The sequence below is a fragment of the Pseudomonas sp. PS02302 genome (genome assembly GCF_029959585.1).
Taxonomy (GTDB): Bacteria; Pseudomonadota; Gammaproteobacteria; order Pseudomonadales; family Pseudomonadaceae; genus Chryseomonas; species Chryseomonas aestiva.
Map to the genome: position 1 here is coordinate 18,915 of NZ_JASCON010000005.1, position 24,129 is coordinate 43,043.

The window sequence follows — 24,129 nt, forward strand, 5'->3', positions numbered from 1 at the left end:
AAACCTAACCTCCTGAGACCTAGATAAGGTTTCCTGCTGACCCCCTTCCGCGCTTCTGCGACCGTGCACGGCATCCTGTGCGAGGTCCCCTATGAAGCGCCCTTCCCTCTCTCAAACGCTCGCCGCCGTAGGCTTCGCTGCCTTGTCGGGTGCGTGCCTCTATCTCTATGTGGAGCTGTCCCACGTCAATCGTGACCTGAACGCTACGGCTGACCAGAACACGGTCCAGGCCATCACCCAGCGTCTGGACAAGATGCAGGACCAGATGGATGGCTTCGCCGGTGGCAAGCCTGTCCAGGACGCCGATTTCCGCGCTAGCCAGCAAGCTCTGTCCCAACGGATCGATACGGCCCAGGCGATGCTGGTGGAGATCCAGCGCGCGAATCAGACTGCGCTGCAGGGCATGGCCCAGTCCGGCGACCTGGTGGTGCTCGAGGCGAAGATCGAAGGCCTGCAAAACGATCTCGGCGAACTGCGCAGAAAAGCGGTGGAGCCTGCGAAGGCACCACCTCCTCTGATTGTTCCGAAGCAGCGAAATGCTCCAGCAACCGCGCGCAAGCTCGAGCCGCCCAAGCCGGTCGACACCCCTCCCCCCTTCACCGTGGTCGGCATCGAGTATCGCGGCGGCGAGCGCTTCCTCTCGGTCGCTCCACCCGGCAGCACCCAGCTCAGCGAGCTCTACCTGGTGCGCCCGGGTGACAACGTCGGCGGTACCCGCTGGCGGCTGGCCAATCTCGACGATCGTCAGGCGCAGTTCAGCGTTGACGGCGCGACCCGCACCCTTTCCGTCAAGTAGTAGAGGCAACCCATGCGTCCACAACCCTCCCTCCTTCCGGCGAGCCTTGCGATCGCCCTCATCCTGCTCTCGCCGGACGCGCCGGCACTCACCGCGGACCTCGCCGCCCCCCAAGTCTTCTCGGGCGAAACGGGCAGTGCTGAGCGCCAAAGCGCGGTCCAGCGTAACGACAGCGCCGTCGCCCAGGAATGGGGCCTGAGCAGCCAGGAGTTCCAGCGCTACCGGACCCTGATGCAGGGTAGCCGCGGCGTCTACTCACCCGGTCTGGATCCGCTCACCGCACTGGGCATCGAAGCCCAGTCCGATGCCGAGCGGCGCCGCTACGCCGAGCTACAGGTCCGTGCCGAGGCGCAGCGGGTGCAGAAGGAGCTGGCCTACGACCAGGCCTACCGCGATGCCTGGAACCGTCTGTATCCGAATCTGCAGCCGGTGCAGGCCGGCGGCCAGGCAGCGCCCCAGGCCAGCCCAGCAGTACGCGGCAATGGGCGGCTTGCCGTGTTCGTAACTGACAGCTGTACCGCCTGTACCGAACGGGTCCAGGCCTTGCAGAGCACGGGCCAGGCCTTCGACCTCTACTTGATCGGCAGTCAGAACGACGATGCCCGGATCCGCCGCTGGGCCGTGCTCGCCGGCATCGATCCGGCCAAAGTGCGCACGCGGCAGATCACCCTCAACCATGATGCTGGCCGATGGGTCCAGCTGGGTCTGGGCGGCGAGCTGCCGGCGGCTGTCCGCGAGGTGAACGGGCAATGGCTCCGGCAATGATCAAGGCACTCGGCGCCGGCGTGATTCTGCAGACGCTCGCAATGGTCGCATTAGGGGCCGAGACCCCGCCGCCGGCCTATCAGCTGGCCGCCTATCAGGCCGGCATCCCTTCCGAGGTGCTGTACTCCGTGGCCCTGCAGGAGAGCGGTACCCGCCTGCGTGGCCAAGGCACTCAGCTGGTGCCCTGGCCGTGGACGCTCAATGTCGCCGGTGCTGGCTATCGCTTCGCCACCCGCGCTGATGCCTGCACTGCGCTACTGGTTGCGCTGAACACCGCCGGCGCCAAGCGCGTCGACGTGGGCATCGCCCAGGTCAACATGGGCTGGAACGGGCATCGCTTCGGCCGCGGCGTCTCGCCTTGCGAAGCGCTCAACCCCTACAAAAACCTGGAAGTCGCCGCGCGAATGCTGGCCGAGTTACGCGCCCAAGGTGGCGACTGGATCAACGTCGCCGGCCGCTACCACCGCCCCGCCGGCGGCGCCCCTGCCGCCAAGTACCGCGAGCTTTTCGCCAAGCACCTGAGCCGGGTTACCGGCCTGAACCTCCTGGCCTCGAATCCATGAAGCATTTCCTATCGCTCCTCGCCTTGACCCTGCCTCTGGCGGTCCAGGCCGCCAGCCTTACCGTGGTCGAAGACCGCGGCGGCATCTCCGCCTTGCCTTACTACCAGGGCCTCAATCCTGAGCCCGTAACAGCGCAGCGCCAGGCACCGGTGCCGCAGCCCAGTCTGGCGCAGGGCTTCCCGGTGCGATCGCCACGACTGACGCCCGGGACTGTCCAGGGCCGCGCACTTAACGCGCCTGGCCTGCAGCCCTTCTTCCTGGTCGGCGACGACGAGTTGTCTCGCCGGTGGCTGGCCAGCCGCAGCGACACCCTACAGCGCCTCGGCGCCGTTGGCCTGGCCGTCAACGTCGCCAGTGCCGAACGCCTGGCGGTGATCCGCAGCTGGACCGGCGGCCTGGCCGTCAGCCCTGTCGTCGGCGATGACTTGGCTACCCGCTTAGGGCTTGCCCACTACCCCGTACTCATCACCCCCACTGCCCTTGAGCAATAGGAGGTCCCAGTGCCCAGATTTCAGGCTCCATACCCAGCTCAGGACGAAAACTTCACCTTCCGTCCAACACAGGCAGGTGCTTCGTTCTATCTGACCATGGTCATTCGTCTACCTGACCACCAGAAAGCACGCGCTGCCCTAGCCGGCGATGTCGAGGTTCTTGTCGATCTCCATGGCGGCGAGATCACCGGCCGCTCTATGGACGATGAGATCACCCTCTGCGAGCGCTTCGAAGCCGCGCTACCGCCCGGCGAGGCCGATGCGATCCGCAAAGAGCACGCCGCCGAACTGCCCTTGCCAGGTACTGACGAGCTGGAGCGCTAGCCATGGCCCGTAATCATGCCCTGGATACCCTGCTACGCCCTGCCGTAGAGCTCTACACGGTCCAAGTGTGCCTAGCACTGGCATTCCTGTGCGTCTTCGCACCCTGGGCCGTCGCTCTGACGCCGCTGTTCGGCTTGGTCACGGCTGTCGCCTTTCTTGTATTCGGAACCTACCGCTTGCGCCAGGCGCTGCGCGTGTTGCGCTACCGGCGCAACATCCGGCGCCTGTCGTACTACAGCATGACCAGTAAGGAGATTCCGGTCAGCAATGAGCGGCTGTTCGTGGGCAAGGGCTTTCGCTGGGAACAGAAACACACCCAGCGCCTGGTCGACACCTACCTGCCCCAGTACGCGCCCTATGTCGAGCCGTCGGAGTGGACCAACAAGGCACGGCGCCTCGAGGCGCGCCTTGAGTTCGCCCCCTTCCCGCTCACCCTGCTGGCCAAGGCCACGGCCTGGGATAATGCTGTAAACCCGTTCCGGCCGCTGCCACCAGTGGGCGGTCTGCCGCGCCTGCATGGCATTGAGCCCGAGGAGTACGACGTCACCCTGCCGCTGGGCGAGCGAGTGGGTCACTCCATCGTCCTGGGCACAACGCGCGTGGGCAAGACGCGCTTGGCCGAGCTCTTCATCACCCAAGACATCCGCCGCAAGCGGCACGGTCAGCATGAGGTAGTGATCGTCTTCGACCCCAAGGGCGATGCCGACCTCCTCAAGCGCATGTACGTCGAGTGCGAACGCGCCGGCCGGGCCAACGAGTTCTACGTCTTCCACCTGGGCTGGCCGGACCAGTCCGCACGCTACAACGCAGTGGGCCGCTTTGGCCGGATCTCGGAGGTGGCCACCCGCGTCGCGGGCCAGCTGTCCAGCGAGGGCAATTCGGCAGCGTTCAAGGAATTCGCCTGGCGTTTCGTCAACATCATTGCCCGGGCCCTGGTCGCCCTCGGCCGGCGGCCGGACTACCTGCAGATCCAGCAGCACGTGATCAGCATCGAAGGACTGTTCCTGGAGTACGCACAGAAATACTTCGACGAACATGACCCCAAAGCGTGGGAGAAGGTAATTGCCATTGAGGCGAAGGTGTCTGAGAAGACAACCCCCTTCAACATGCGAGGCCGGCTGCCCCGCGTGATTGCCATTGATCAGTATCTAAACCAGACGCGCGTGCTGGATCCGGTCATGGATGGCCTGCGCAGCGCGGTGCGCTACGACAAGACCTATTTCGACAAGATCGTTGCCTCGCTGCTGCCGCTGCTGGAAAAGCTCACCACCGGCCGCATGGCCGAGCTGATCGCCCCGGACTACCACGACGTCAACGACCCCCGGCCAATCTTCGACTGGATGCAGGTGGTGCGTAAACGCGCCGTGGTCTACGTGGGCCTAGACGCCCTTTCCGACACCGAGGTTGCCGCGGCGGTCGGCAACTCCATGTTCTCCGACCTGGTCTCGGTGGCCGGCCACATCTACAAGTACGGCATCGATGACGGCTTGCCCGGGCAGGCCAGCAGCAAGGTGGCCATCAACCTGCACGCCGACGAATTCAACGAACTGATCGGTGATGAGTTCATCCCCATGATCAACAAGGGTGGCGGTGCCGGCCTGCAGGTGACGGCTTACACCCAGACCCTGTCCGACATCGAGGCCAAGATCGGCAACCGCGCCAAGGCCGGGCAGATCATCGGCAACTTCAACAACCTCTTCATGCTGCGGGTGCGTGAGACAGCGACCGCCGAGCTGCTGACCAACCAGTTGCCCAAGGTCCAGGTATTCACCGCCACGCCGGCGAGCAGCGCCAGTGACGCCGTCAACGGCAAGACCGCCTTCACCTCCAACACCCATGACCAGCTCAGCGCCACCAGCGTGCCTATGCTGGAGCCCGCCCATGTGGTGGGCCTACCCAAGGGCCAGTGCTACGCGCTGATCGAGGGCGGCAACCTGTGGAAGGTGCGGATGCCGCTGCCGGCGGTGGATCCGGATGAAGCGATGCCCAAGGACTTGCAGGAGCTCGCGGAGAAGATGCGCAAGGCCTACCAAGTGGGTCAGGCCACCGGCAGTGAGTGGTGGGAGGCCCCTGGCCAGCGCCGGGTCGCAGATGACCTACCCCTGGACCTGCAGGACGACTTCCGGCAGATGACCCAAGGCGCCGCTGACGAAGGAGACGCGGCATGACCAGCGACCTCGATCACGCCCGCCTCGTCGCCCTGGGCGCCGCCTGGCTGCGCCGGCAGGGCTTTCCACTCGTCGCCACCGAGCTGCGTTGCTTCGGATCACGTGAGCAGCCGGACGTGCTGGGCTTTCGCAGCAACTGCTCGACGCTGATCGAGGTGAAGACCAGCCGCGCCGACTTCCTGGCCGACCGGAACAAGCCCGAGCGCGCCGCTGGCGGCCTGGGGCTCTATCGCTTTTACCTCTGTCCCGAAGGGCTGCTGCAAGCCGCTGACCTACCGCCGGGTTGGGGCTTGCTAGTAGCCACCGGCCGCCAGGTAGCCGAGGTCGTGCGGCCCCGCGGTAACCTCTGGCCGCCGGCAGGGCGAGCAGGAGGCACCGAGTGGGAAGCCTTCCAGCATCAGCCGGATCTCGCCGCCGAGCGCCAAGCGCTCTTCTCCATTGCCCGGCGCGCCAGCGCCGCTCCTCGAGGACGCCGCTAATGGCCGACGTCGCCCAGCGCGCTCAGCAACAGCAGGTCAAAGAGCAGACCTTTATCGGGTCGGTGCTCAGCTTCCCGTTCCACTTCATCGGCGTGATGTTCCTATCCCTGGGCGGCGCCATCCTGGTGGACTGGCTCTGCCTGTATTTCTTCTGGCCAGAAGCTGGTTGGCACCATGCCAAGGGCATGCTCGATCACGAGCTGGGCTGGCTGTCACAAGGCTTCCTGTCCAGCGTCGTGGTCCAGGAGCCCGGGCACACGGCGACCTGGCTGGTAGGGCTTCTCTACGACTGGCTCTTTGTGAAAACAGGACTGGTCCAGTGGCTGACAGGGATGCAGCAGCTGGCGGCTGCCGGCCCGCGGAGCGAGCTCGATGTGCGCTACCTAGCCGCGCAGAGCGTGACGACGGTGCAGACATACGGCCTGTCAGCGCTCTTCACCATCCTGGTGTTCTGCGTGCGCCTGGTGATCCTGGTCTTGGCTGTACCGCTCTTCGCCATGGCCGCCTTGGTCGGTTTCATCGACGGCCTGGTGCGGCGGGACATCCGCAAGTTCAGCGCGGGCCGCGAGTCGAGCTACTTCTACCACAAGGCCCGCAGCACCATGCTGCCGCTCGCCCTGCTGCCCTGGTCGCTGTACCTCGCCTTGCCGATCAGTGTGAGCCCGCTCCTGGTGCTGCTGCCGTGCGCAGCGCTGCTCGCCCTGTCGGTGAACCTCACGACCGCCTCGTTCAAGAAATACCTGTAGTCACAGGCGTGCTCCGTGACCGAAACCCGGTCACAGAGCGATTCGATCCAATATCAAAATGCAGGGGTGGTATTAGAAATCTGTCCCAGCCAATCTGGAGAGACCCATGCAGTGGACCTCTGAACAAGCCCCCGCCATCGCGTCAAATGCCCGCAAGCTGCTGATCCAAGCCTTCGCCGGCACCGGCAAGACCACCACCCTGGTGGGCTACGCCAGCGCCCACGCGGACGTGCAGATGCTCTACCTCTGCTACAACAAGTCGGTGGAGATGGCGGCGAAGAATCGCTTTCCGCGCAACGTCACCTGCAAGACCGCCCACGGCCTGGCTTATGCGGTCTATGGCACCCAATACCAGCACAAACAGGTCGGTAACCTGCGCATCACTGAGGTCGCCCGGGTACTGAACACCCAGGACTGGGAGCTGGCTCGGGACGTCGTCAATACGCTCAACACCTTCATGGCCAGCGCCGACATGGCCCTGGACGGTCGTCACTTCGCCCGCTACGACGGTCGCGGCCTGACGCCGCTGCAGGAGCGGCGCATCACCCAGGTGGTGGGGCTGGCCATCAGCGTCTGGAAGCGCATGATCGACCTGCAGGACGCCGGCGTGCAGATCACCCACGATGGCTACCTCAAGCTCTACCAGATGAGCCGCCCGGACCTGTCCAACCGCTTCGGCGCCCTCCTGCTCGATGAGGGCCAGGACGTGAATCCAGTGATCGCTGACCTGGTGCAGCGGCAGCGCACCATTCAGGTGATGGTGGGCGATCGTCACCAGCAGCTCTATCGCTTTCGCGGCGCCGAAGACGCCTTGAACGCGCCGTGGATGGCGGACGCCGAAAAGCATTACCTGACGCAGTCGTTCCGGTTCGGCCCTGCCGTGGCCCATGTGGCCAATATCATCCTGTCGTTCAAGGGCGAGACGGTGAAGCTGCAGGGGCTTGGCCAACGTACCCTGGTGAAGCGCTCGCTTCCCGAGGAGCTCGCCCATCGGACTTGGCTGCATCGCACGGTCAGCGGCGTGATCGAGAACGCCCTGCGCCTGGAGAAGCAAGGTGGGCACCGCATGTTTTGGATAGGCGGGATCGACAGCTACTCGCTGCGTGAGCTCGAGGACTTGTTCCAGTTCAGCCGAGGTCGTAATGATCTGGTGCAGCAGAAGAAGCTCTTGCGCGACTACCGTGACTTCGAGCAATACCAGGAGATCGCCAAGGCCACCCAGGATCCAGAGATGCAGCGCTCGGTACGGATCATTGAGGCCTACTTCGACCTGCCCAAGCGTATCGAGCAGCTACGGAGCTGCGCGGTGGCCAGCGAGTTGGACGCTACGGTGACCCTGACGACCGTTCACAAGGCCAAGGGCCTGGAATGGGACTTCGTGGGGCTGTACGACGATTTCAGTGCGGATCCGCTGGCACCCGAGATTGATCGGGCCAACCGCGACGATGAGCTGAACCTGCTGTACGTCTCGGTGACGCGGGCCATGCAGATCCTAGCGGTGAACTCGCTGGTCATTGATATCATGCAGAGGTATAAGGATCTAACCGGCGGCATACAATTCACTTAAGGAGAAACGTCACTGTGCCAAAAGCAAGCTATATCGAGTCTTTAGTCCTTTTTCAACAGGCGCAATGTCCTGGATTCATATTGGAAAATGCGCGAAAGATAAGCCCTGCCAACTCCTCCTACCAGGCTTTTTTAACCGGCATGCTCAACCCGAAAGTTCATTCTCGCATCAACGAGTTCATTGCTCGCGGTGTCAAGAATGGAGTTTGTCCAATTCGTGTCATGGGAAATATTTACGGCACCTTTCAGCATATGCATACAGACGTGCTGGACGAAGAAACCTGCGATCATCTTGTGCTGCACGACTACTAACTAGCCTTTAGCACGCCTTATGCGGTCCCCCACCGCACCTGCGATATGCCGACGTGGCTTCTGCTTGTGCTTTAGGTACTCAGATCGGCACTGAGCAAATAGATCAGCTGCTGCCTTGAGCAATTGCTTGCCCTGCGGGGCAGTCACGCGACCAAAGTCGAGCAGCGCCATGATGTAGCCCTCGAGCTGGCCGTACAGCCGGGCCAAATGCCCAAGGCCCATGATGGCCATGGCATGAGTCAGGTCACGCCAGCGTTGTTTAGCATCTTCGGGGAGAAACGCAATCTCGGTCATACGACCTCCCGTGATTTTCCTAACGACAGCATAGACAGCGGTTTTGTTCGTCACGCAGCTGTAACCGTTTTGGACTTGGATACGGTTTCACCTCGTAAAGGCAATGAGGCCAGCTCGAAGATGGCCAGCCCATCGAACTGGAGCCGTCCATGTCCCCTGCCCGCTTCGAATACCACACCGAATTCGCACCCCTTACCTACCGCGTCCAAGAGCGCGGCTGGCTGCTGTTCAAGCAAGAGGTGCAAACCGGTACGCCTGACATCGCCGCCTTCCTGGCCGATCCCGAGCGACAGGCACGGCTACAAGTCCTCGGCGCCGACGGCTGGGAGCTGGTCAGCGTGCAGCCAGTTCTGGAAGGCCGCGCCCAGATCGGTCAGCAGACCGCGCAAGGTAATCAGGGCTGGGGTGTTGGCTACGCGGTGGCCACCGGCTTTCTACTGTTTTTCAAGCGGCTTATTGCCCCGACGCAAAGTCAGTAACCAAGCGGGTTTGCAACCTATTTGGGTGCAGTAATGGTTTCCCGCTGACCTCGCCTACGGCCCTCGGCATCCTGTGCGGCATCCACCCGCTAGCCCAGGGCCCTGCTGTGAAACTGTCCTTCTACTCTCGCACGCCACCCCGCTGCTTCGCCCTTGCCGGCAGTCTGGCCATCGCGCTCGGGATCCTGACGAGCCAGGCCCAGGCCGCTGGCACCGCCTCCGAGCAGGCCAACGTCGACGTGATGATCCGCCAGCTCAATGCCGTCGAGGCCGTCGCCCGGCGCAGCGCCGAGTTGCCGAGCGATGGCAGCACCCGCTACCGCCTGGACTACAACCGTCTGGCCGCCGACATCGCGCGGATCCGTCAGGGCCTGCAGGACTACCTGGCACCGAGCCGCGCCCAGCCGCGCGATGCGGCCGAGCTTTCCGGCCAGTACCAGCGCGAAGGCGCCCAGCCATGAGCATGACCGCTGCGCAGACCTCTGCGTTTCAGGCGGCCAGCGGCATTCCGCCCTCCGCCAGCAATCTGTTCTGGCTCTCCGCGGCGATGGCCGTCACTACCCTCTGGTTCGCCTGGCTCGCCATCAGCCTCTACAAGGGCTGGGCGAACCAAAACCTCAAACCCGCTGCTGCCAAGGGCGCCCTGATCAAGGGGCTGATCCTCTACTTCGTCCTGTCCTGGCTCATTTTGCATTAACCCCTCGAGGAGAAATCCATGCTGTCCCTCAAACGTCTGTTCACCCTTGGCGCTCGCGCCAAAACCCAAGCCTTCCTGGCAAGCGCCGCACTAGTACCGACAATCAGCCAGGCTGCTCTGCCTAGCTCACAAGCGCCCTCGCGCGGCGAAGGGTCTACCTGGCTCGAAACGCTCAAGAACTACGGCTACGACGGGTTCATGCTCATTTCCCTAGCCCTGTGCGCCTTCTGTTTGATTGTGGTGGCTACCCACGGCGTCGGCGTCTATCACGAGATCCATACCGGCAAGAAGACCTGGAAAGACCTCGGCGCCACGGTTGTCGTGGGCGTGATCCTCATCGGCCTGGTGATCTTCATCGTCACCAAAGCCAGCGGCATCATGTAAGGCAGGACGGCGCAGATGGACATTACCCAGGACCTGCACGAGGACGGCACACTTCTCTTCTTGCCGAATCGCCTCAATACCCAACCCGTCGTTGTGGGCGGCCTGACCACCGACGAGATGTTCGCCACCATCATCGTCTGCGCTTCGTTCGGCTTTGTGGTCGGCATCCCCTTGGCATTTTTCACGACTCCGGCCATGCCGATCTTTGCCGCGCTAGCCTGCGGCTCCCTAGGCCTTGTGCTTGCTGGACGTCAACTGCGCCGCTGGAAGCGCGGGCGCCCCGAAACCTGGCTGTGGCGGCAAGTGGAATGCCGCCTGGCCCACTGGGGGATTGCCGGGCGCCGCCTGGTGATCCGCAGTGGTAGCTGGAGCTGCAAACGGATGGTGGGGCTATGAGTCGCGCCTGGAAGCTCTCCGACTCACAGCGCGCCCACATCACGACCCTGCGCCTGGCCCTGGGTCTTATGACCGGTATCGCCATGTGGAACGGCTACGGCTGGTCCACGGCGCCGAAGGATCTCACCGTCCATGTGCCCCCGGATCTGCGCTCGGGTAGCACACGCCCCTGGTGGGAGATACCGCCTGAGTCGGTCTATGCCTACGCCTTCTACATCTTCCAGCAGATGAACAGCTGGCCCTCCGATGGCGAGAAGAACTACAGCGACAACATCGCGCGGCTGACCAACTTCATCACCCCGTCCTGCAAGGTCTACCTGGAAGGCGATGAGGCCTTGAAACGTAATGCCGGCGAATTGCGCAGGCGCGTACGCAACGTGGCGGAAATTCCCGGATCGGGCTATGGCGATGACCCTAGTCGTCGCGTCCAGGTGCTGGGCAACAGCGAGTGGACGGTAATGCTCGATGTCGTCGCGAACGAGTACCTGGGCGGCGAGAAGGTCAAGACGGCGCTCACTAGATATCCGCTCCATGTCGTCAGAGCCGACGTCGATCCTGAGAAAAACCCCTGGGGCATGAAGTGGGACTGCTACAGCGGTCAGCCGCAGCGGATCGAGGCCGGCGTGGAAGTCAAAGCCCGAGGTACACCATGAGATCCCGCCACTCCCTCGCCCTGGTGCTGAGCGGCCTGGTGCTGAGCAGCCTCGCCCATGCCGTCGAGATCCGCAAATGGGAGCGCGTCCCCATGGCCATCCCCTTGGTGGTGGGCCAGGAGCGGATCCTGTTCGTCGACGCCAACGTACGCGTCGGCGTACCCCCGGCCATCGCCGACAAGATCCGGGTGCAAAGCACCGGCGGCGCCATCTACCTGCTGGCCAAGGACGCCATCGAGCCCAGCCGCCTGCAGCTACAGAACGCGGCCACCGGCGAAATCATGCTGGCCGACATCGCGGCGACCCCCGCCCAGGAAGGCCATGCGCCGCTGGAAGCCATCAAGATCGTGCCCGGCGATACGACGCCGACCCGATATGGTCAGGCAGCTTCGACCAGCGGGAGCAATGCCCCAAAGGCCACAGCCAAGGCCAGCAGCCAGGCTGATGAAGATGACGACGAACCAGCCCCGCCCAAACGCGAAACGCCGATTCCCGTCGTGCTCACGCGGTATGCCGCCCAGATGCTTTATGCCCCTCTCCGTACGGTGGAGCCGGTCGGCGGCGTCGCCCAGGTCAAAGTCGACAAGCGCCTGGACCTGTCGACGCTGCTGCCGGCCTTGCCCGTCGAGGCAAGCCAGTTAGGCGCCTGGCGGTTGGACGACCATTGGGTGACTGCCGTAAAGCTTCGTAACCAGACTGGCCAGCGCCTGGCCCTGGATCCACGCGAGCTGATGGGCGACTTCGCGACCGCCACCTTTCAGCACCCCTACCTCGGCGCCCGCGGCGATGCCAGTGACACCACGGTGCTTTACCTGGTCACCAAAGACCATGGCCTTGGCCAGTCGCTGCTGCCCAGCCTGAGCGCAGCAGATCCGCGGGTGAGCTCGGAGGCACGCCATGCAGCTCAGAAGTAATCCGCTCCTCAAGTACGCGCTGCTACCCCTCCTCGTCCTGGTGGTCTTCGTCGGGGTAAAAATGCTCGGCCGCGGCAAATCCGTAGAGCCGGAGCAGCCGCAATCTGCCCAGCTCACCCCCGAACAGGCCAAGGCGCTCGGCATTGAAGGCGATACGGCCAACGATACCCTGCGCACCATCGTTGCCGAAAGTCGCCAGCTGAAAGACCAGATGAGCAAGGTCCTGAAAGACAACGAAGAGGCCAAGCGGGAGAACGAAGGCCTCAAAGCCCAGTTGAGCAACATCAACAGCACGGTCGACAACCGCGTCCAAGCGGGCATCAACCAGGGCATGGAGAACCAGCAGAAGCAGACCCAAGGACTCGTTGATAATTTGCAGAAGCAGCTCAACACCCTGTCGCAGATGGGCAGTCAATTGGGCGGCGCTGCAGGCTCTGGCGGCGATATGCCTATCGGGCTCGGCATCAACCCGGGCGAAGGCAACCAGTTCAAGAAAGGCAGCGGTAGCTCGGACCTGGTCTGGATCGAGCCGCAGGACGGTACGGCGGTCGATGCCAACGGCAAACCGCTCGCTGCCGGCAGTGGCCAGGCAGCCAGTGGTTTTGCCTTCCCCACGTCATTCGGTACCGCTGGCCAGAAGACCCTGGACGCGGCGTCCGGCGGCGCGCAGCGCGTGGCGGACGGCGTCGGAGGCGATGAACAGACGCGCAAGAAGGTGCGCAAGGTCTACACCCTGCCGCAGAACTCGACGCTGATGGGCTCGGTATCCATGACGGCCCTGGTGGGCCGCGTACCGGTCGACGGCACGGTCAATGACCCCTACCCCTTCAAGGTGCTGATCGGTCCGGACAACCTGACCGCCAACGGCATCGATCTTCCCGACGTCGCCGGCGCTGTCGTGAGTGGTACCGCCTCAGGCGATTGGACCCTGTCCTGCGTGCGTGGCCAGATCCGCAGCATGACCTTCGTCTTCACCGACGGCACCGTGCGTACCCTGCCGGCACCGCAAGAGAACGGCGGCCAGCAGAACAACGGCCAGAACAACCAGAACACCTCTACCAATGGCCAGCCGGCCGCTGTCCAGGGCGGTATGGGCTGGATCAGCGATCCCTACGGTATCCCCTGCATCGCCGGCGATCGCCGTAGCAACGCTGCCCAGTACATCGGCTCCCAGGCGCTGATCACGGCCGCCGGCGCCGGCGCTGCCTCTCTCATCAAGAGCGATGGCAGCAGCTCGAGCTACGTACAGACCTCCAGCGGCACCATCGGCACGACCGGGATCTCCGGCAACGAGGCCATGGGCAAGATCTTAAACCAGGGCGTCAGCGACATCTCCACCTGGGTGAACAAGCTCTACGGCCAGGCCTTTGCCGCCATTTACGTCCAGCCCGGGGCGAAGGTGGCCATCCACCTCGACCAGGAGCTGGCCATCGACTACGAACTCAAGGGCCGCAAGGTCGACTATCGCAAGGGAGCTCGCCATGCCTCGGCTGATCTCGACTAATTATGCACGACTACAGATGGCGGCTGTGCTGGCCATGGCCCTGCTGGCCGCGGGCTGCTCGGTCAACAAGGAGAAGATGCTGCCACATGGCGACCAGACCATGATGGACGTCTGGAACGCCGGCACCACCGGCTCGGCTAACAGCAGCCAGGGTCGACAACTCGTCGATGCCCGGGCAGAGCTGCGCCGCCCCGTGGACACGAGCCAAGTGCGGCCGCTGGCGGACAACGCCGGCTATTCGCGCACGGCGCAGAACGAGATTTACAGCCAGTTCAAGCGCCTGCCCAATCCGGACTTAGTCATGTACGTCTTCCCGCACCTGGCTGGCTCGGATCCTGCCCCTATTCCCGGCTACACCACCGTGTTCCCGCTCTATCAGCGTGTGCAGTACGCCATGCCGGGTGAGCGGGTGGAGAACTATTGATGGGCATCTTCGAACGCCTGCGTGGCAAAAAGACCACCGACACTTCAGCGGCTGAGCCGGATCTTGTACCGGGCCAGCCTGGAGATACTGACGCGGTTGATGAAGGGACTCTGTCAGCCGAAGCTGAGCCAGTCATCCACCCTGAATCCATCCGAGCGACCCGCGCGCTTGAAGTCGACGAGGAAGCCGCCTATCAGCGCCATCTCGACCGCCTCAAGGCGCACGGTATCCCTGAGCCCGGCTCTTGGATGACCGGCAAGGAGAAACCCGCGACCGTGGCTGACGTAGCCAAGCTCTACGACGTCAATCCCAGCTTCACTAATCTGCTGCCCTGGATCGAGTACCTGCCCGAGCACCAGGCCATGCTGCTGGAGGACGGCAAGTCCTTGGCTGCGTTCTTCGACATCGTGCCGATCGGCACAGAAGGCCGCTCGCCAGCCTGGCTACGCCAGGCACGGGACGCCCTGGAGAACGCCCTGCAGGACAGCTTCGATGAGCTCGAGGTCAGTCCTTGGGTTATTCAGATGTACGCCTATGACGAGATCCAGTTCGACAGCTATCTCGAGGGCTTCCGTAACTACGTGAAGCCCCGCGCCCAAGGTACGGCCTTCACCGAGCTCTACCAGGGGCTGATGAAGCACCACCTCTCAGCCATCTCCAAGCCCGGCGGCCTGTTCGAGGACAAGGTCGTCTCCAAACTGCCCTGGCGGGGCCAACAGCGTCGTGTCCGCCTGGTGGTGTCGCGGCGCAGTGTCGGCGACGGCATGATGCGTGGCCAGGATCCCGCACTTTACCTGCGCAACACCTGTGAGCGCCTGGTCGGCTCGTTGGCCAACGCCGGCGTCAAAGCCATCCGTATGGAAGAGCGTGCTATCCGGCATTGGCTGCTGCAGTGGTTCAATCCCTGCCCCGATCATCTGGGGACTACGCGCAAGGACCATGATCGCTTCTTCGAACTAGTGAACACGCCGACCGAAGTCGAGGACGGCACCATCCCGGTGCTGGCCAGTGGCACGGACTTCTCACAATGCCTGCTGTACCGGGAGCCTCGCTCGGACGCAGACAAGGGCATCTGGTTTTTCGATGGCCAGCCCACCCGAGTGATCATGCTCGATCGGCTGCGCGAGGCGCCCAAGACCGGGCATTTGACGGGCGAAACCCGCCAGGGCGGTGATGCGCTCAATGCCCTGATGGACAAGCTTCCTGAGGACACGGTGCTGGCCATCACCCTGGTGATCACGCCTCAGGATACGTTGGAAGCCCACCTCAACAACCTGCATAAGAAGGCGGTAGGCGATAACCAAGCCTCAGCGCTGACACGCGAAGCCATCCAGGATGCCCGCTACCTGATTGGACGCAAGCACAAGCTCTACAAGGGCAGCGTTGCCTTCTACGTTCGCGGCAAGCACGAGGCCGAGCTGACGCAGCGCTGCATGAACCTCAGCAACATCCTGTTGGGCGCCAGCATGGAGCCCGTGCAGCCGGATGATGAGGTCGCCGGTCTTTCCAGCTATCTGAGATGGCTTCCGGCCAACTTCGATCCGAATCAGCCCAGGGCCCTGCAGTGGTACGCCCAGATGCTGCTCGTTCAGCACGTGGCTAACCTGGCCCCAGTCTGGGGCCGCCACACCGGCACCGGGCATCCTGGAACAACCGTCTTCAACCGCGGCGGCGCGCCTCTGACCTTCGACCCCTTCAACAAGGAAGATCGTCAGATGAACGCCCACGGGTTTGTCTTCGGACCTACCGGTGCTGGCAAGTCGGCCACGCTCAACAATCTGATGATCCAGTGGCTGGCTGGCTACCGGCCGCGCATGTTCGTCGCCGAGGCCGGCAACAGCTTTGGTCTGCTGGCGGACTTCGCACAGCGTCTGGGCCTGACGGTGCATCGCGTGCGCCTTTCCCCAGGATCCGGCGTCAGCCTGGCGCCCTTTGCTGACGCTATCCGTCTAGCAGACGATCCGGCTCGGGTTGCCGTCCTTGATGCCGAGGACCTGGAGGCGTCGGACCGCAACAGTACCCCTCAGGCCAACCTCAAGGACGATCAGCGCGACGTGCTCGGTGAGATGGAGATCGTCGCGCGCCTCATGATCACCGGCGGTGAGGAGAAGGAGGACGCTCGCCTCACCCGTGCCGACCGCGCGGCTATCCGCCACGCCATCATCAATGCGGCCACGACCTGCTTCAAGGCAGAGAAGACCGTGCTGACTCAAGACGTACGCGACGCCCTCGGCGAGGCTGCCCGGGATGAAGGCCTTCCCGCAGCGCGCCGAGAGCGTCTGCAGGAGATGGCCGAGTCCATGGACATGTTCTGCATGGGCGCCGATGGGGAGATGTTCAATCGTCCTGGCACGCCTTGGCCGGAAGCGGACCTGACCGTAGTGGACTTTGCTACCTACGCCCGAGAGGGCTACCAGGCGCAGCTCGGCATCGCCTACATCTCGCTGCTCAACTCGATCAACAACATAGCCGAACGCGACCAATTCAAGGGGCGCCCGCTGATCAAGCTGACCGACGAAGGCCACATCATCACCAAGCATCCCCTGCTGCTGCCCTATGCCATGAAAATTACCAAGATGTGGCGAAAACTCGGGGCCTGGTTCTGGCTCGCCACCCAGAACATCGACGACATCCCGCTCTCCGGCGCGCCGATGCTCAACATGATCGAGTGGTGGATCTGCCTCAATATGCCGCCGGATGAGGTCGAGAAAATCTCCAAATTCCGCTCCCTCACTCCCGCGCAAAAGGAGCTGATGCTGTCGGCGCGCAAACAAAGCGGCGCCTACACCGAAGGCGTGGTGCTGTCCAAATCCATGGAGATCCTCTTTCGCGCGGTACCGCCTAGTCTCTTCCTCGCCCTGGCGATGACTGAGCCTGAGGAGAAGGCTGAACGCGCGCAACTGATGGAGGAGCTAGGCACCGATGAGCTGGGTGCAGCCGTGGCCGTGGCGGCGCGGCTGGATCGGCTACGCGGCATCGAGCCCTATCACTTCGATCTGCCACCCGCTTCGGGAGCACGCGGATGAGGGCGATGGACCGCTTTACCCAAGACCTCATCGACAGCCTGACACAGCTGCTCAGCCAACCCGGGCAGGATACCCTGACCGCGCTGCAGATCTGCGCCCCGGTACTGATCACCAACCTGCAGGCGGTAAAGGCGCGCGCGGTAGATCGCCGGGAGATCGAGGCTCAACTCGATACGGCGCTCAAGGACTGGCTGGCCAAGCATCCACAGCCGGATGAAGCGCAGCAGGCCTTGCTCGCGGTCCTGCATCGGGATGTGCTGGGCAGGGATAGCGATGAGACCACGGCTAGGGAGGCTTCAGCATGAAGAAGCCCAACATCCTGGCTACTCCATGGGGCCTCTACGGAATCTTGGCCGCTATGCTCGCCTGCGCCTTTGCCGTGACTGCGATACAAGGGCATAGCACGCCGGAATCTGTCCAACCACGTTCCAAACCACCGGTCTTCGTCTACGGAAATGCTTCCGCGCGCTTCACGCTGACCGAGTACGGCGATTTGGAGTGTCCTTACTGCAAGGACGCCTTCCCGCAACTAAAGCAGCTGATTGCGCGGCACGACCAGCTGAATTGGCAATGGCAGCACCTGCCACTCCCCATGCATGGGGAGGCAGCCCAGTACGAAGCACGGCTGGTGACCTGCGCTGGTTGGTATGGAGGCAATCCGGTGTTCTGGCAAGCCATCGAAGCCGTTTACCAGCATAGCCGTGGCAACGGCGCTGGCCTCGCGGTGCCGATCGATCAACTGGGCCTACAACCCGCCGTTTCGCTGCAGCACCTTCAGGCCTGCGTCGAAGACAACGCTGCGGTACGCCAAGCAATTGCGGAGCAGACTAGCACTGCGGCAAAGCAGCGCATCGATGCTACGCCGACCTTCGAGCTGAGGGACAATAGCTCTGGCCGGGTCATCCGCTTGCCATCGCTGCTGGATGACGCCGGCATGCTGTCCGCCATGGACTGGCTGGCAAGCCAGGAGGGAGCGGATGCGCAGCAGCGCCAATGACATCCCGCTTTGGCTGGCCAGCCTCTCCGATAAAACCCTACAGCGGCTCAACAGCCGCCTCACCTATCTGTTGCGAATGATCGATGTTGAAAGACAACGTCGAGAAGCCCAGCGCCGAACTTCTCCTTCAGCAGGCACCCCCGATGAATCATCCCGCTAAGTCATCCCCCTCGTCGGCAGTAGGCGCCTCGACTGCGAAAGCCCGGATCGTCTTCGAATCCAGAGACGCACTTCCTCCGATCAAACTGGCACAGGTCACTCATCTGTTCCGTGTGCATTGGCTGTTTCGCGTGGGCGTCTATGAGCATCAGGAGGCCTACGACAGCGAGCGGGAGGCGATGCAGTCAGCGGAACGTCTGCTGTTCACCCTCTTCAGTGACATCGCCGACGACCAGCAGAAGGCAGCCCTTCGCCGCGGTGATACCGCCCTGGCCTTTCGTTTCGCTGAACGCCGTGGGTACTGGCAGGGCCGACAGGACGAAAAGCACCTGCACCAGGCCGCCGTTGGCAGTGCGTTCGCGGCGTTGAGATACCTCACCTGACGCAGATTACGATCGTCTGGTAGAGGTCGTTTTCTAACCTCCAGCGATCAAGATACGGTTTCCCGCTGACCCAGCCAGTCTGATCACGTTTCCTGTACCAGCCATCCATCTGCCTGGTACTTCGCATGTCCGCCCTACCCTACTGCTCCCCTGCTGAGCCGCTGCTCCGCTGGCTGATCTGTGCCCTTGCCGCCTGCTGCGCACCTTTCGCCGCAGCGGACGTGCTGGCCATCTCCGACTCCACTCATCCGCTCACTAACAGCGTCGGCGCCCGGGTGGTGCTTTTGGATGCCCCAGAACGCCTTGAGCAGAAGCTCTCTGAAGGTTTGCCGGCAGATCCGCGGCAGGCCGCAGCCATCATGCAGCAACGGATGCGCTCGGCGTCGGCGCAGCAGCTGGGCCGAGATCTCGCCAAGGCGCACCAGGACGTTGCCGACGCCTGGAGCCTGGGGGTGACCAAGCTTCCTGCAGTGGTAGTGGATCGCCGGTATGTGGTCTACGGCCAGCCCGACGTGGCGGCCGCCGTGGCCAGCATTGAGCGCTACCGGAGTAGCGGACGATGACGTCGCACCTGTATCGCCTCAGACGCCTCGCGTTGGCCATCCCGCTCGCTACCAGCCTGCCGGCTACGGCGGCGGTCACCACCGCGGCCATTGTGTCGTCTTCACTCTCGCCTGAATGCCTCGAATACAAGGTAGTTGGCATCTGCTACTGGCTGTTCTGCACCCCCTACGGCTGCAAGGTCAAAACCTCGGCCAAGGTACGGCACTTCGTGCCCGATGCCGTGGTGTCCAGCTACGCCAATACCGGCGAGAACCCCTGGACGGAGATGGCTTCCTTCAGTCCTGTCAGCAGTGTGGCCGCCGGCGGCAACGACCCGGGCGATAGCGCAACCCAGGCCAACACCACCCTCAGCGCTCGCTTCAAAAACGCAGATGTCATCGGCCACCCGGGCGGCAACGCCTTCAGCCAGTTCGCCAGCGGCTCCGGCTATACCTGCAAAGGCGCGGGTACCGCCTACATGCCTTATCTGCTGAGCAACTACGACTACCTGGCCTGGCGGTACGGCATCCCCGAGGCCGTTTATCCGGAGGCACTCATCCCAGGCAAACGCGAAGTGGGCGGCACCCTGTCCGGCGATCTGTGGGGCAACGTCTATCCGCGCAGTGGCTTCCTGCATCAGCCCGATGACTATAAGGCTGCGGCGGTCATTGCCCAGCGCGCCGGCGATGTGGTCACCCGCTCCGGCCAGATCCACGTCTATCAGTCGCTGCTGGCTCAGGCCGAGGACGGCTACTGGCCCGCAGGCGAGCTGCTCGAGGGCGATGCCACCACCGGCAAGTGGCAGGAGCTCACGCCCACGTTGAGCCAGAGCTGCGCTGCCTTCCCCAACTCGGGCCCACACGTCCAGGATGCCGTGGGCGCCTATGCCTGGGCGCTGTGGCGCCCCTACAGCTGCTGCAAGCGTGAAGGCCAGGTCTTTCTGGGCAGCACCGACTTTCAATGATCAGGGAGCCGTCGATCATGAATACCTCTCGCCTCACCCTGCTGGCCAGCACCTGCTTGGCCGGCCTTCTCCTCGGCAGCGCTGTCCAGGCCGCCGAGCCCTACCGTGTGCAGTCCCAGGGGAGCGTCATCGGCGACGACGTGCTCTACAGCATCGGCGGCGGCAATGCCGTGTCGATGGGCAGCGTCGGCAACATGGACAGCATCCAGATTGGCGGTGGCTGGAACACCAACCTGATCTGCGGCAATCTGAGCCTTACCAACACCCTGCAGAACCAGCTCAACGGGGCCACCCAGGGCTTCCAGACCATCATGAGTTCGGTGCTGCAGAACGCCACCGGCGCCGCCGCCTCCCTTCCCGGGCTGATCCTGCAGCGCGCCAACCCGGGCCTGTACAACCTGATCACCAACGGCATTGGCCAGGCACGCCTAGACTTTGATCGCTCGAAGGGCACCTGTCGCGCCATTGCCGACAAGATGCTCGATGTCGCCGGCGGCCAGGTCGGCTGGAACAAGCTCGCCGAGGGGGAGGCAATGAAGTCGGCCGCTGCCGGCACCACCGATGCCGTCGCGGCCATCAACCAGGTCGAGCAGAAGAGCGGGAATGAGGGCGTAACCTGGGTCGGCGGGAGCAAGGCCGGAGGCAGTGGTCAGCAGCCAATCAAGGTAGTCGGCGACGTCACCAAGGCCGGTTACAACATGCTAAGCGGCCGAGCACCTACCGCTACCGGCTCGATTCCGGCCAGCAGCTGCAACGGCGGTCTCGTCTGCAGCACTTGGTCATCACCGAAGGAAGCCGCGACCTTCGCCACTCGCGTGCTGGGCGAGCAACAACAGCAGACCTGCGATAACTGCCAGAAGACCGTGACTCAGGCGGGTGTAGGGCTTACTCCGCTGATCCAGGAAACCTACGACACAAAGCTCAAGGCGGTAAATGCACTGATCGCCGGATCTCAGCCCATGACTGATGAGAACCTGGCCGCTGCCGGCAGCAATTCCATCCCGATCACCCGCGGCATCATTGAGTCTCTACGCACCGAGCAGGACCAGGATGTGCTGGCCAAGCGGCTCGTATCCGAGGTCTCCTTGGCCGACGTCATCGAGAAGGCCCTTTCGCTGGTCCGTACCCTGGCCGCTGGCCGTCAAGAGCCCAACGTCGCTGCCAACCAGGTCGCCCAGACGCAGGTCGACCAGAACGCCGCCAACTTGCAGGTCGAGATCCAGAACCTCAAGACTGAGCTGGACATGCGCCGAGAGCTGGCTGGCAACTCTCCCACCACCATCCTGCAGCGCGCCTCGATCCGTAAGGACGCTTCCAAGGGCATCTTCCAAGGCGATCCGCTGCCGAACCGGCTGGATCGCACCGAGAATCCGGCTAAGAAGGGGGAATGACCATGTTGACTTCTTCCTGGACCCAGCGCGTTCGGACCGGCCTCCGGATCGGCCGGCGCGGCCTTGGTCTGACCTGGTCACTGCTGTGGCCCTTCCTGCTCGCGGTCTGTCTTGCTCTGGCCTTCGTTTTAGCCGCGGCCTGGGGCTTCGACGACCTGCAGAGCTATCGGCAGTGGCAGGCCGATCATCACACCCACTTTCTGGTGTGGCGGATCTGCCTGTATGCCGGCCTGGTGATTTTCTGGTGGCCGTGCCGGAAGCGACTCATCGCCGAGGCCAATGATCGCGGACGTCTCTATCGCTGCGAAGTGATGGCCGTATTGGTCATCGGTCTCTTCGAATTGCGCAATGCCGGCATGCTGTAGGAGATCGCCATGCAGCTCTATACCAACGACTACCTCGAGTACTACCTGACCCTAGTGGGCTGGATCATCAACAGCGGCATCTGGGAGATGATCGGCGGGACCGGGCTGTTCGCCGCGCCCTTCGCGGCCATCATCATCCAGGAATGGTTACGGGCCCGCGGCGAGGGCCAGGACGAGGGCAACAAGGGGATCCTCAGCCTGGCCAGGATCGAGAATCGGTTCTATACGGCCATCTTCGTCATCATGCTAGGGCTGATGCCATCCACCGCGGCGACCGTTAGCTTCTCGACCATCCAGTACGACCAGACTCGCTCCAAGCAATGCCAGGTCGACGTACCCAAGCCTGACGCGACGGGTTGGGCAACGTCCTTCAGCACTCTCAACGGCAAGAGCGCCCAGGTACCGGTGTGGTGGATGGTGGTCCACGCACTGTCCAAGGGTGCGGCCGCCGCCGCGGTGGCCAGCATTCCCTGCGGTCAGGATCTGCAGCAGCTGCGCATGGAGGTGAATGCCGAGCGGATCGACAACCCCCTCCTCGCCCAGGAGGTCGCAGACTTCACCAACGATTGCTACGCCCGGGCTCGCGCCAAGCTATTCATGACTCAGCCCACCCTGACGGACAAGCAGTACCTGGACGTGAGCTGGATCGGCTCCAAGTACTTTCTCAGTACCAGTGGCTACTACAGCGACGGCAGCTCGGGCTTCCGCTCCCATACGCCGCGCACGGCTTGGCCCTACGATGCAACACGGGACGCAGGCCTGGCACAGACCACCGGCGGAGGTGGCTATCCCACCTGCACCCAGTGGTGGTCGGACAGCTCTAAAGGTCTCAAGGCACGACTGCTGGCACAGGTTGAACCGGACACCCTGACCAAGCTAGCAAAGTGGGCGAGCTTCATGTCTCAGGACGAGGTGAATGACTCAGTGATTCGGGACCTGGTGTCACCGAAGAAGCAGACGCTGACGCAGGGGCAGGTGTACGGGGACTACGGCGGCCAGATTGGCAGCTCGCTGTACAACGATGCCGCCAGGGTCACGGCAGGTCTGGGACAGGCAGTAGGGTCACTCGCCTACTTCCCGGCGATGGACAGCGTCCGGCAGGCCGCGCCGATGGTGATGGCCTTCCTCAAGATGGCGTTCATCATCTGCATCCCCATAGTACTGGTACTGGGGACCTACGACCTCAAGGTGGCCATGACGCTCACCTTCGCCCAGTTCGCACTGATCTTCGTAGACTTCTGGCTGCAGCTGGCCAGATGGGTCGACAGCACCATCATGGACGCGCTGTACGGCACTGGTATCTACAAGGTGAACAACACCGCGCCGCACGCCAATTTCGATCCCATCATCGGCCTGAGCAACATGCAGGGAGACATGCTGCTGAACTACGTGATGGGTGCGATGTTTTTGATCCTGCCAGCGTTTTGGATGACTGCTATGACTTGGGCAGGATTCCAGACTGGAAGTCTTGCTAGCTCATTGGCGACTGGTGCCCAGGCTGCAAAGACGGAAAGCGGAAATATCGGACGTCAGGCTGGCAGCGCAGCAACGACTGCCGCTACAAAAGGAATATCCAGGTCACCAAGCCAAGATTAACGAATCAGGTAGGGCTAGTTTATGGCCCTACCATCTGTTCCCCTCTTTGTCGTAGTGACCGTGCCCAAAAAGCCCGTCTCTCACGCCTTCCTCTTCGAAGAATCGATGATTGTTTTCAGAAGACAATGTGGCAGAGGCAGAACCTTCTCCCCCACCCAACACTGTGAGAGCAGCGATAGCAGCTAAGACCAGAAGGAGCATCGGCAGCAAGAAATATGCACACGCCGCTAAGCCTAACGCACGGACTGACCATTTGATGACTTGGCCAACAAGACTTAGCCGACCTTCATGCTCGAAAATCCGCCAAAAGGCTGCCTCAGCACGAAATGGAATCGCGACAATGCCGCCGATTTTCGAGGCGAAAGATTTCTGAGCGGGCGATTTCATCATGGCTTACCCCAATAATACCGTTAGAGGGATTGCGTTATGACATCATTTATACGCCCCAGCTCACTAGCCTGCAATAGCTTTATCGTGCTAAAGCCCTTCGAGAGCTGAGTATTTTGTCACATCATTCAAGGGGTTAGAGGCGAAAATGGGCTGGAGCAAAGGAGGGAATGGAAGGGGGCTTTAAGGGTAAAAGCCCTACCAGAAAGGGCTCCGCCGTTGGCTGCGAAGAGCAAAGGGTGCCCAGGCTCCAAGGCATAGTAGCCACCCGCCGGCCCAACCTTCTGAGCCGTGATAGCGGTTTACCATTGTTCGCTCACCGCTGCTGATCGACAACGCAGGCCCAAGAACTACCAAGGGCAT

Annotated in this window: 30 protein-coding genes; 28 read left to right on the top strand and 2 right to left on the bottom strand. The window is 62.8% G+C overall.

What is annotated here, in order from left to right:
- Nucleotides 1-91 precede the first annotated feature (91 nt).
- From QMX82_RS02970 to QMX82_RS03015, 10 genes are all read left to right on the top strand, one after another.
- Nucleotides 92-796, top strand: coding sequence for a methyl-accepting chemotaxis protein (locus QMX82_RS02970; RefSeq protein ID WP_282281172.1), 705 nt, complete (start codon nt 92-94; stop codon nt 794-796).
- A gap of 12 nt (nt 797-808) precedes the next feature.
- Nucleotides 809-1,561 (top strand): TIGR03759 family integrating conjugative element protein, encoded by a 753-nt coding sequence (locus tag QMX82_RS02975; protein WP_282281174.1) that lies wholly within the window; start codon nt 809-811, stop codon nt 1,559-1,561.
- Nucleotides 1,558-2,124 (top strand): transglycosylase SLT domain-containing protein, encoded by a 567-nt coding sequence (locus QMX82_RS02980; RefSeq protein WP_442969369.1) that lies wholly within the window; start codon nt 1,558-1,560, stop codon nt 2,122-2,124. Before QMX82_RS02975 ends, QMX82_RS02980 begins: the two co-directional genes overlap by 4 nt.
- On the top strand, nt 2,121-2,615 hold the full coding sequence (locus QMX82_RS02985; RefSeq protein ID WP_282281177.1) for an integrating conjugative element protein: 495 nt from the start codon (nt 2,121-2,123) through the stop codon (nt 2,613-2,615). Before QMX82_RS02980 ends, QMX82_RS02985 begins: the two co-directional genes overlap by 4 nt.
- 9 nt (nt 2,616-2,624) lie before the next feature.
- Nucleotides 2,625-2,939, top strand: a complete 315-nt coding sequence (locus QMX82_RS02990) for a hypothetical protein (protein WP_282281179.1) — start codon at nt 2,625-2,627, stop codon at nt 2,937-2,939.
- 2 nt (nt 2,940-2,941) lie between these two features.
- Entirely contained in the window at nt 2,942-5,107 is a 2,166-nt protein-coding gene (gene traD / locus QMX82_RS02995) for a type IV conjugative transfer system coupling protein TraD (protein ID WP_282281180.1), read from the top strand.
- Nucleotides 5,104-5,586 (top strand): hypothetical protein, encoded by a 483-nt coding sequence (locus tag QMX82_RS03000; RefSeq protein WP_282281181.1) that lies wholly within the window; start codon nt 5,104-5,106, stop codon nt 5,584-5,586. Before traD ends, QMX82_RS03000 begins: the two co-directional genes overlap by 4 nt.
- A complete protein-coding gene (locus tag QMX82_RS03005) occupies nt 5,586-6,332 on the top strand; it encodes a TIGR03747 family integrating conjugative element membrane protein (RefSeq protein ID WP_282281182.1) in 747 nt (248 codons plus the stop codon). The genes QMX82_RS03000 and QMX82_RS03005 overlap by 1 nt, the downstream gene beginning before the upstream one ends.
- A 106-nt stretch (nt 6,333-6,438) precedes the next feature.
- On the top strand, nt 6,439-7,899 hold the full coding sequence (locus QMX82_RS03010; protein ID WP_282281183.1) for a UvrD-helicase domain-containing protein: 1,461 nt from the start codon (nt 6,439-6,441) through the stop codon (nt 7,897-7,899).
- Nucleotides 7,900-7,913: 14 nt separating this feature from the next.
- Nucleotides 7,914-8,210 carry a hypothetical protein gene (locus tag QMX82_RS03015; RefSeq protein ID WP_282281184.1) on the top strand — a complete coding sequence of 99 codons (297 nt, stop codon included), beginning with the start codon at nt 7,914-7,916 and terminating at the stop codon, nt 8,208-8,210.
- On the opposite strand, the gene QMX82_RS03020 is transcribed toward QMX82_RS03015, so the two are convergent.
- A complete protein-coding gene (locus QMX82_RS03020; protein WP_282281185.1) occupies nt 8,211-8,504 on the bottom strand; it encodes a hypothetical protein in 294 nt (97 codons plus the stop codon).
- A 149-nt stretch (nt 8,505-8,653) separates the two neighbouring features.
- Here QMX82_RS03020 and QMX82_RS03025 point away from each other — a divergent pair, with 149 nt between their 5' ends.
- The 18 genes from QMX82_RS03025 (at nt 8,654) to QMX82_RS03110 (ending at nt 23,379) form a co-directional block, all read left to right on the top strand.
- Entirely contained in the window at nt 8,654-8,983 is a 330-nt protein-coding gene (locus QMX82_RS03025) for a hypothetical protein (protein ID WP_158897052.1), read from the top strand.
- Between the two features lie 164 nt (nt 8,984-9,147).
- Nucleotides 9,148-9,444: an integrative conjugative element protein, RAQPRD family gene (locus QMX82_RS03030; RefSeq protein ID WP_241493299.1), complete on the top strand. Its 297-nt coding sequence runs from the start codon at nt 9,148-9,150 to the stop codon at nt 9,442-9,444.
- Entirely contained in the window at nt 9,441-9,680 is a 240-nt protein-coding gene (locus tag QMX82_RS03035) for a TIGR03758 family integrating conjugative element protein (RefSeq protein WP_145009930.1), read from the top strand. The genes QMX82_RS03030 and QMX82_RS03035 overlap by 4 nt, the downstream gene beginning before the upstream one ends.
- A gap of 18 nt (nt 9,681-9,698) precedes the next feature.
- The gene (locus QMX82_RS03040; protein WP_282281189.1) at nt 9,699-10,064 is read left to right on the top strand and encodes a TIGR03745 family integrating conjugative element membrane protein; all 366 of its coding nucleotides are present in this window, start codon (nt 9,699-9,701) and stop codon (nt 10,062-10,064) included.
- 15 nt (nt 10,065-10,079) lie between these two features.
- Nucleotides 10,080-10,460 (top strand): TIGR03750 family conjugal transfer protein, encoded by a 381-nt coding sequence (locus QMX82_RS03045; protein ID WP_058786692.1) that lies wholly within the window; start codon nt 10,080-10,082, stop codon nt 10,458-10,460.
- Nucleotides 10,457-11,113 (top strand): PFL_4703 family integrating conjugative element protein, encoded by a 657-nt coding sequence (locus tag QMX82_RS03050; RefSeq protein WP_282281192.1) that lies wholly within the window; start codon nt 10,457-10,459, stop codon nt 11,111-11,113. Before QMX82_RS03045 ends, QMX82_RS03050 begins: the two co-directional genes overlap by 4 nt.
- The gene (locus QMX82_RS03055; protein ID WP_282281193.1) at nt 11,110-12,027 is read left to right on the top strand and encodes a TIGR03749 family integrating conjugative element protein; all 918 of its coding nucleotides are present in this window, start codon (nt 11,110-11,112) and stop codon (nt 12,025-12,027) included. The genes QMX82_RS03050 and QMX82_RS03055 overlap by 4 nt, the downstream gene beginning before the upstream one ends.
- Nucleotides 12,011-13,531 (top strand): TIGR03752 family integrating conjugative element protein, encoded by a 1,521-nt coding sequence (locus QMX82_RS03060; protein WP_282281194.1) that lies wholly within the window; start codon nt 12,011-12,013, stop codon nt 13,529-13,531. The genes QMX82_RS03055 and QMX82_RS03060 overlap by 17 nt, the downstream gene beginning before the upstream one ends.
- A complete protein-coding gene (locus QMX82_RS03065) occupies nt 13,509-13,955 on the top strand; it encodes a TIGR03751 family conjugal transfer lipoprotein (RefSeq protein WP_282281195.1) in 447 nt (148 codons plus the stop codon). Before QMX82_RS03060 ends, QMX82_RS03065 begins: the two co-directional genes overlap by 23 nt.
- Nucleotides 13,955-16,981, top strand: a complete 3,027-nt coding sequence (locus tag QMX82_RS03070) for a conjugative transfer ATPase (protein WP_282281196.1) — start codon at nt 13,955-13,957, stop codon at nt 16,979-16,981. Before QMX82_RS03065 ends, QMX82_RS03070 begins: the two co-directional genes overlap by 1 nt.
- On the top strand, nt 16,978-17,286 hold the full coding sequence (locus QMX82_RS03075; RefSeq protein WP_282281197.1) for a hypothetical protein: 309 nt from the start codon (nt 16,978-16,980) through the stop codon (nt 17,284-17,286). Before QMX82_RS03070 ends, QMX82_RS03075 begins: the two co-directional genes overlap by 4 nt.
- Nucleotides 17,283-17,978: a DsbA family protein gene (locus tag QMX82_RS03080; RefSeq protein WP_282281198.1), complete on the top strand. Its 696-nt coding sequence runs from the start codon at nt 17,283-17,285 to the stop codon at nt 17,976-17,978. Before QMX82_RS03075 ends, QMX82_RS03080 begins: the two co-directional genes overlap by 4 nt.
- Before the next feature lie 83 nt (nt 17,979-18,061).
- Nucleotides 18,062-18,520, top strand: coding sequence for a hypothetical protein (locus tag QMX82_RS03085; protein ID WP_282281199.1), 459 nt, complete (start codon nt 18,062-18,064; stop codon nt 18,518-18,520).
- Nucleotides 18,521-18,645: 125 nt separating this feature from the next.
- Nucleotides 18,646-19,083 (top strand): TIGR03757 family integrating conjugative element protein, encoded by a 438-nt coding sequence (locus QMX82_RS03090; protein WP_282281200.1) that lies wholly within the window; start codon nt 18,646-18,648, stop codon nt 19,081-19,083.
- Nucleotides 19,080-20,027 (top strand): TIGR03756 family integrating conjugative element protein, encoded by a 948-nt coding sequence (locus QMX82_RS03095; RefSeq protein WP_282281201.1) that lies wholly within the window; start codon nt 19,080-19,082, stop codon nt 20,025-20,027. The genes QMX82_RS03090 and QMX82_RS03095 overlap by 4 nt, the downstream gene beginning before the upstream one ends.
- A 17-nt stretch (nt 20,028-20,044) precedes the next feature.
- Nucleotides 20,045-21,418, top strand: a complete 1,374-nt coding sequence (locus QMX82_RS03100) for an integrating conjugative element protein (RefSeq protein ID WP_282281202.1) — start codon at nt 20,045-20,047, stop codon at nt 21,416-21,418.
- Nucleotides 21,419-21,420: 2 nt separating this feature from the next.
- Nucleotides 21,421-21,783 (top strand): hypothetical protein, encoded by a 363-nt coding sequence (locus QMX82_RS03105; RefSeq protein ID WP_282281204.1) that lies wholly within the window; start codon nt 21,421-21,423, stop codon nt 21,781-21,783.
- Between the two features lie 9 nt (nt 21,784-21,792).
- Nucleotides 21,793-23,379, top strand: coding sequence for a conjugal transfer protein TraG N-terminal domain-containing protein (locus QMX82_RS03110; protein ID WP_282281205.1), 1,587 nt, complete (start codon nt 21,793-21,795; stop codon nt 23,377-23,379).
- Between the two features lie 27 nt (nt 23,380-23,406).
- On the opposite strand, the gene QMX82_RS03115 is transcribed toward QMX82_RS03110, so the two are convergent.
- Nucleotides 23,407-23,769: a DUF3742 family protein gene (locus tag QMX82_RS03115; RefSeq protein ID WP_282281206.1), complete on the bottom strand. Its 363-nt coding sequence runs from the start codon at nt 23,767-23,769 to the stop codon at nt 23,407-23,409.
- Between the last annotated feature and the right edge of the window lie 360 nt (nt 23,770-24,129).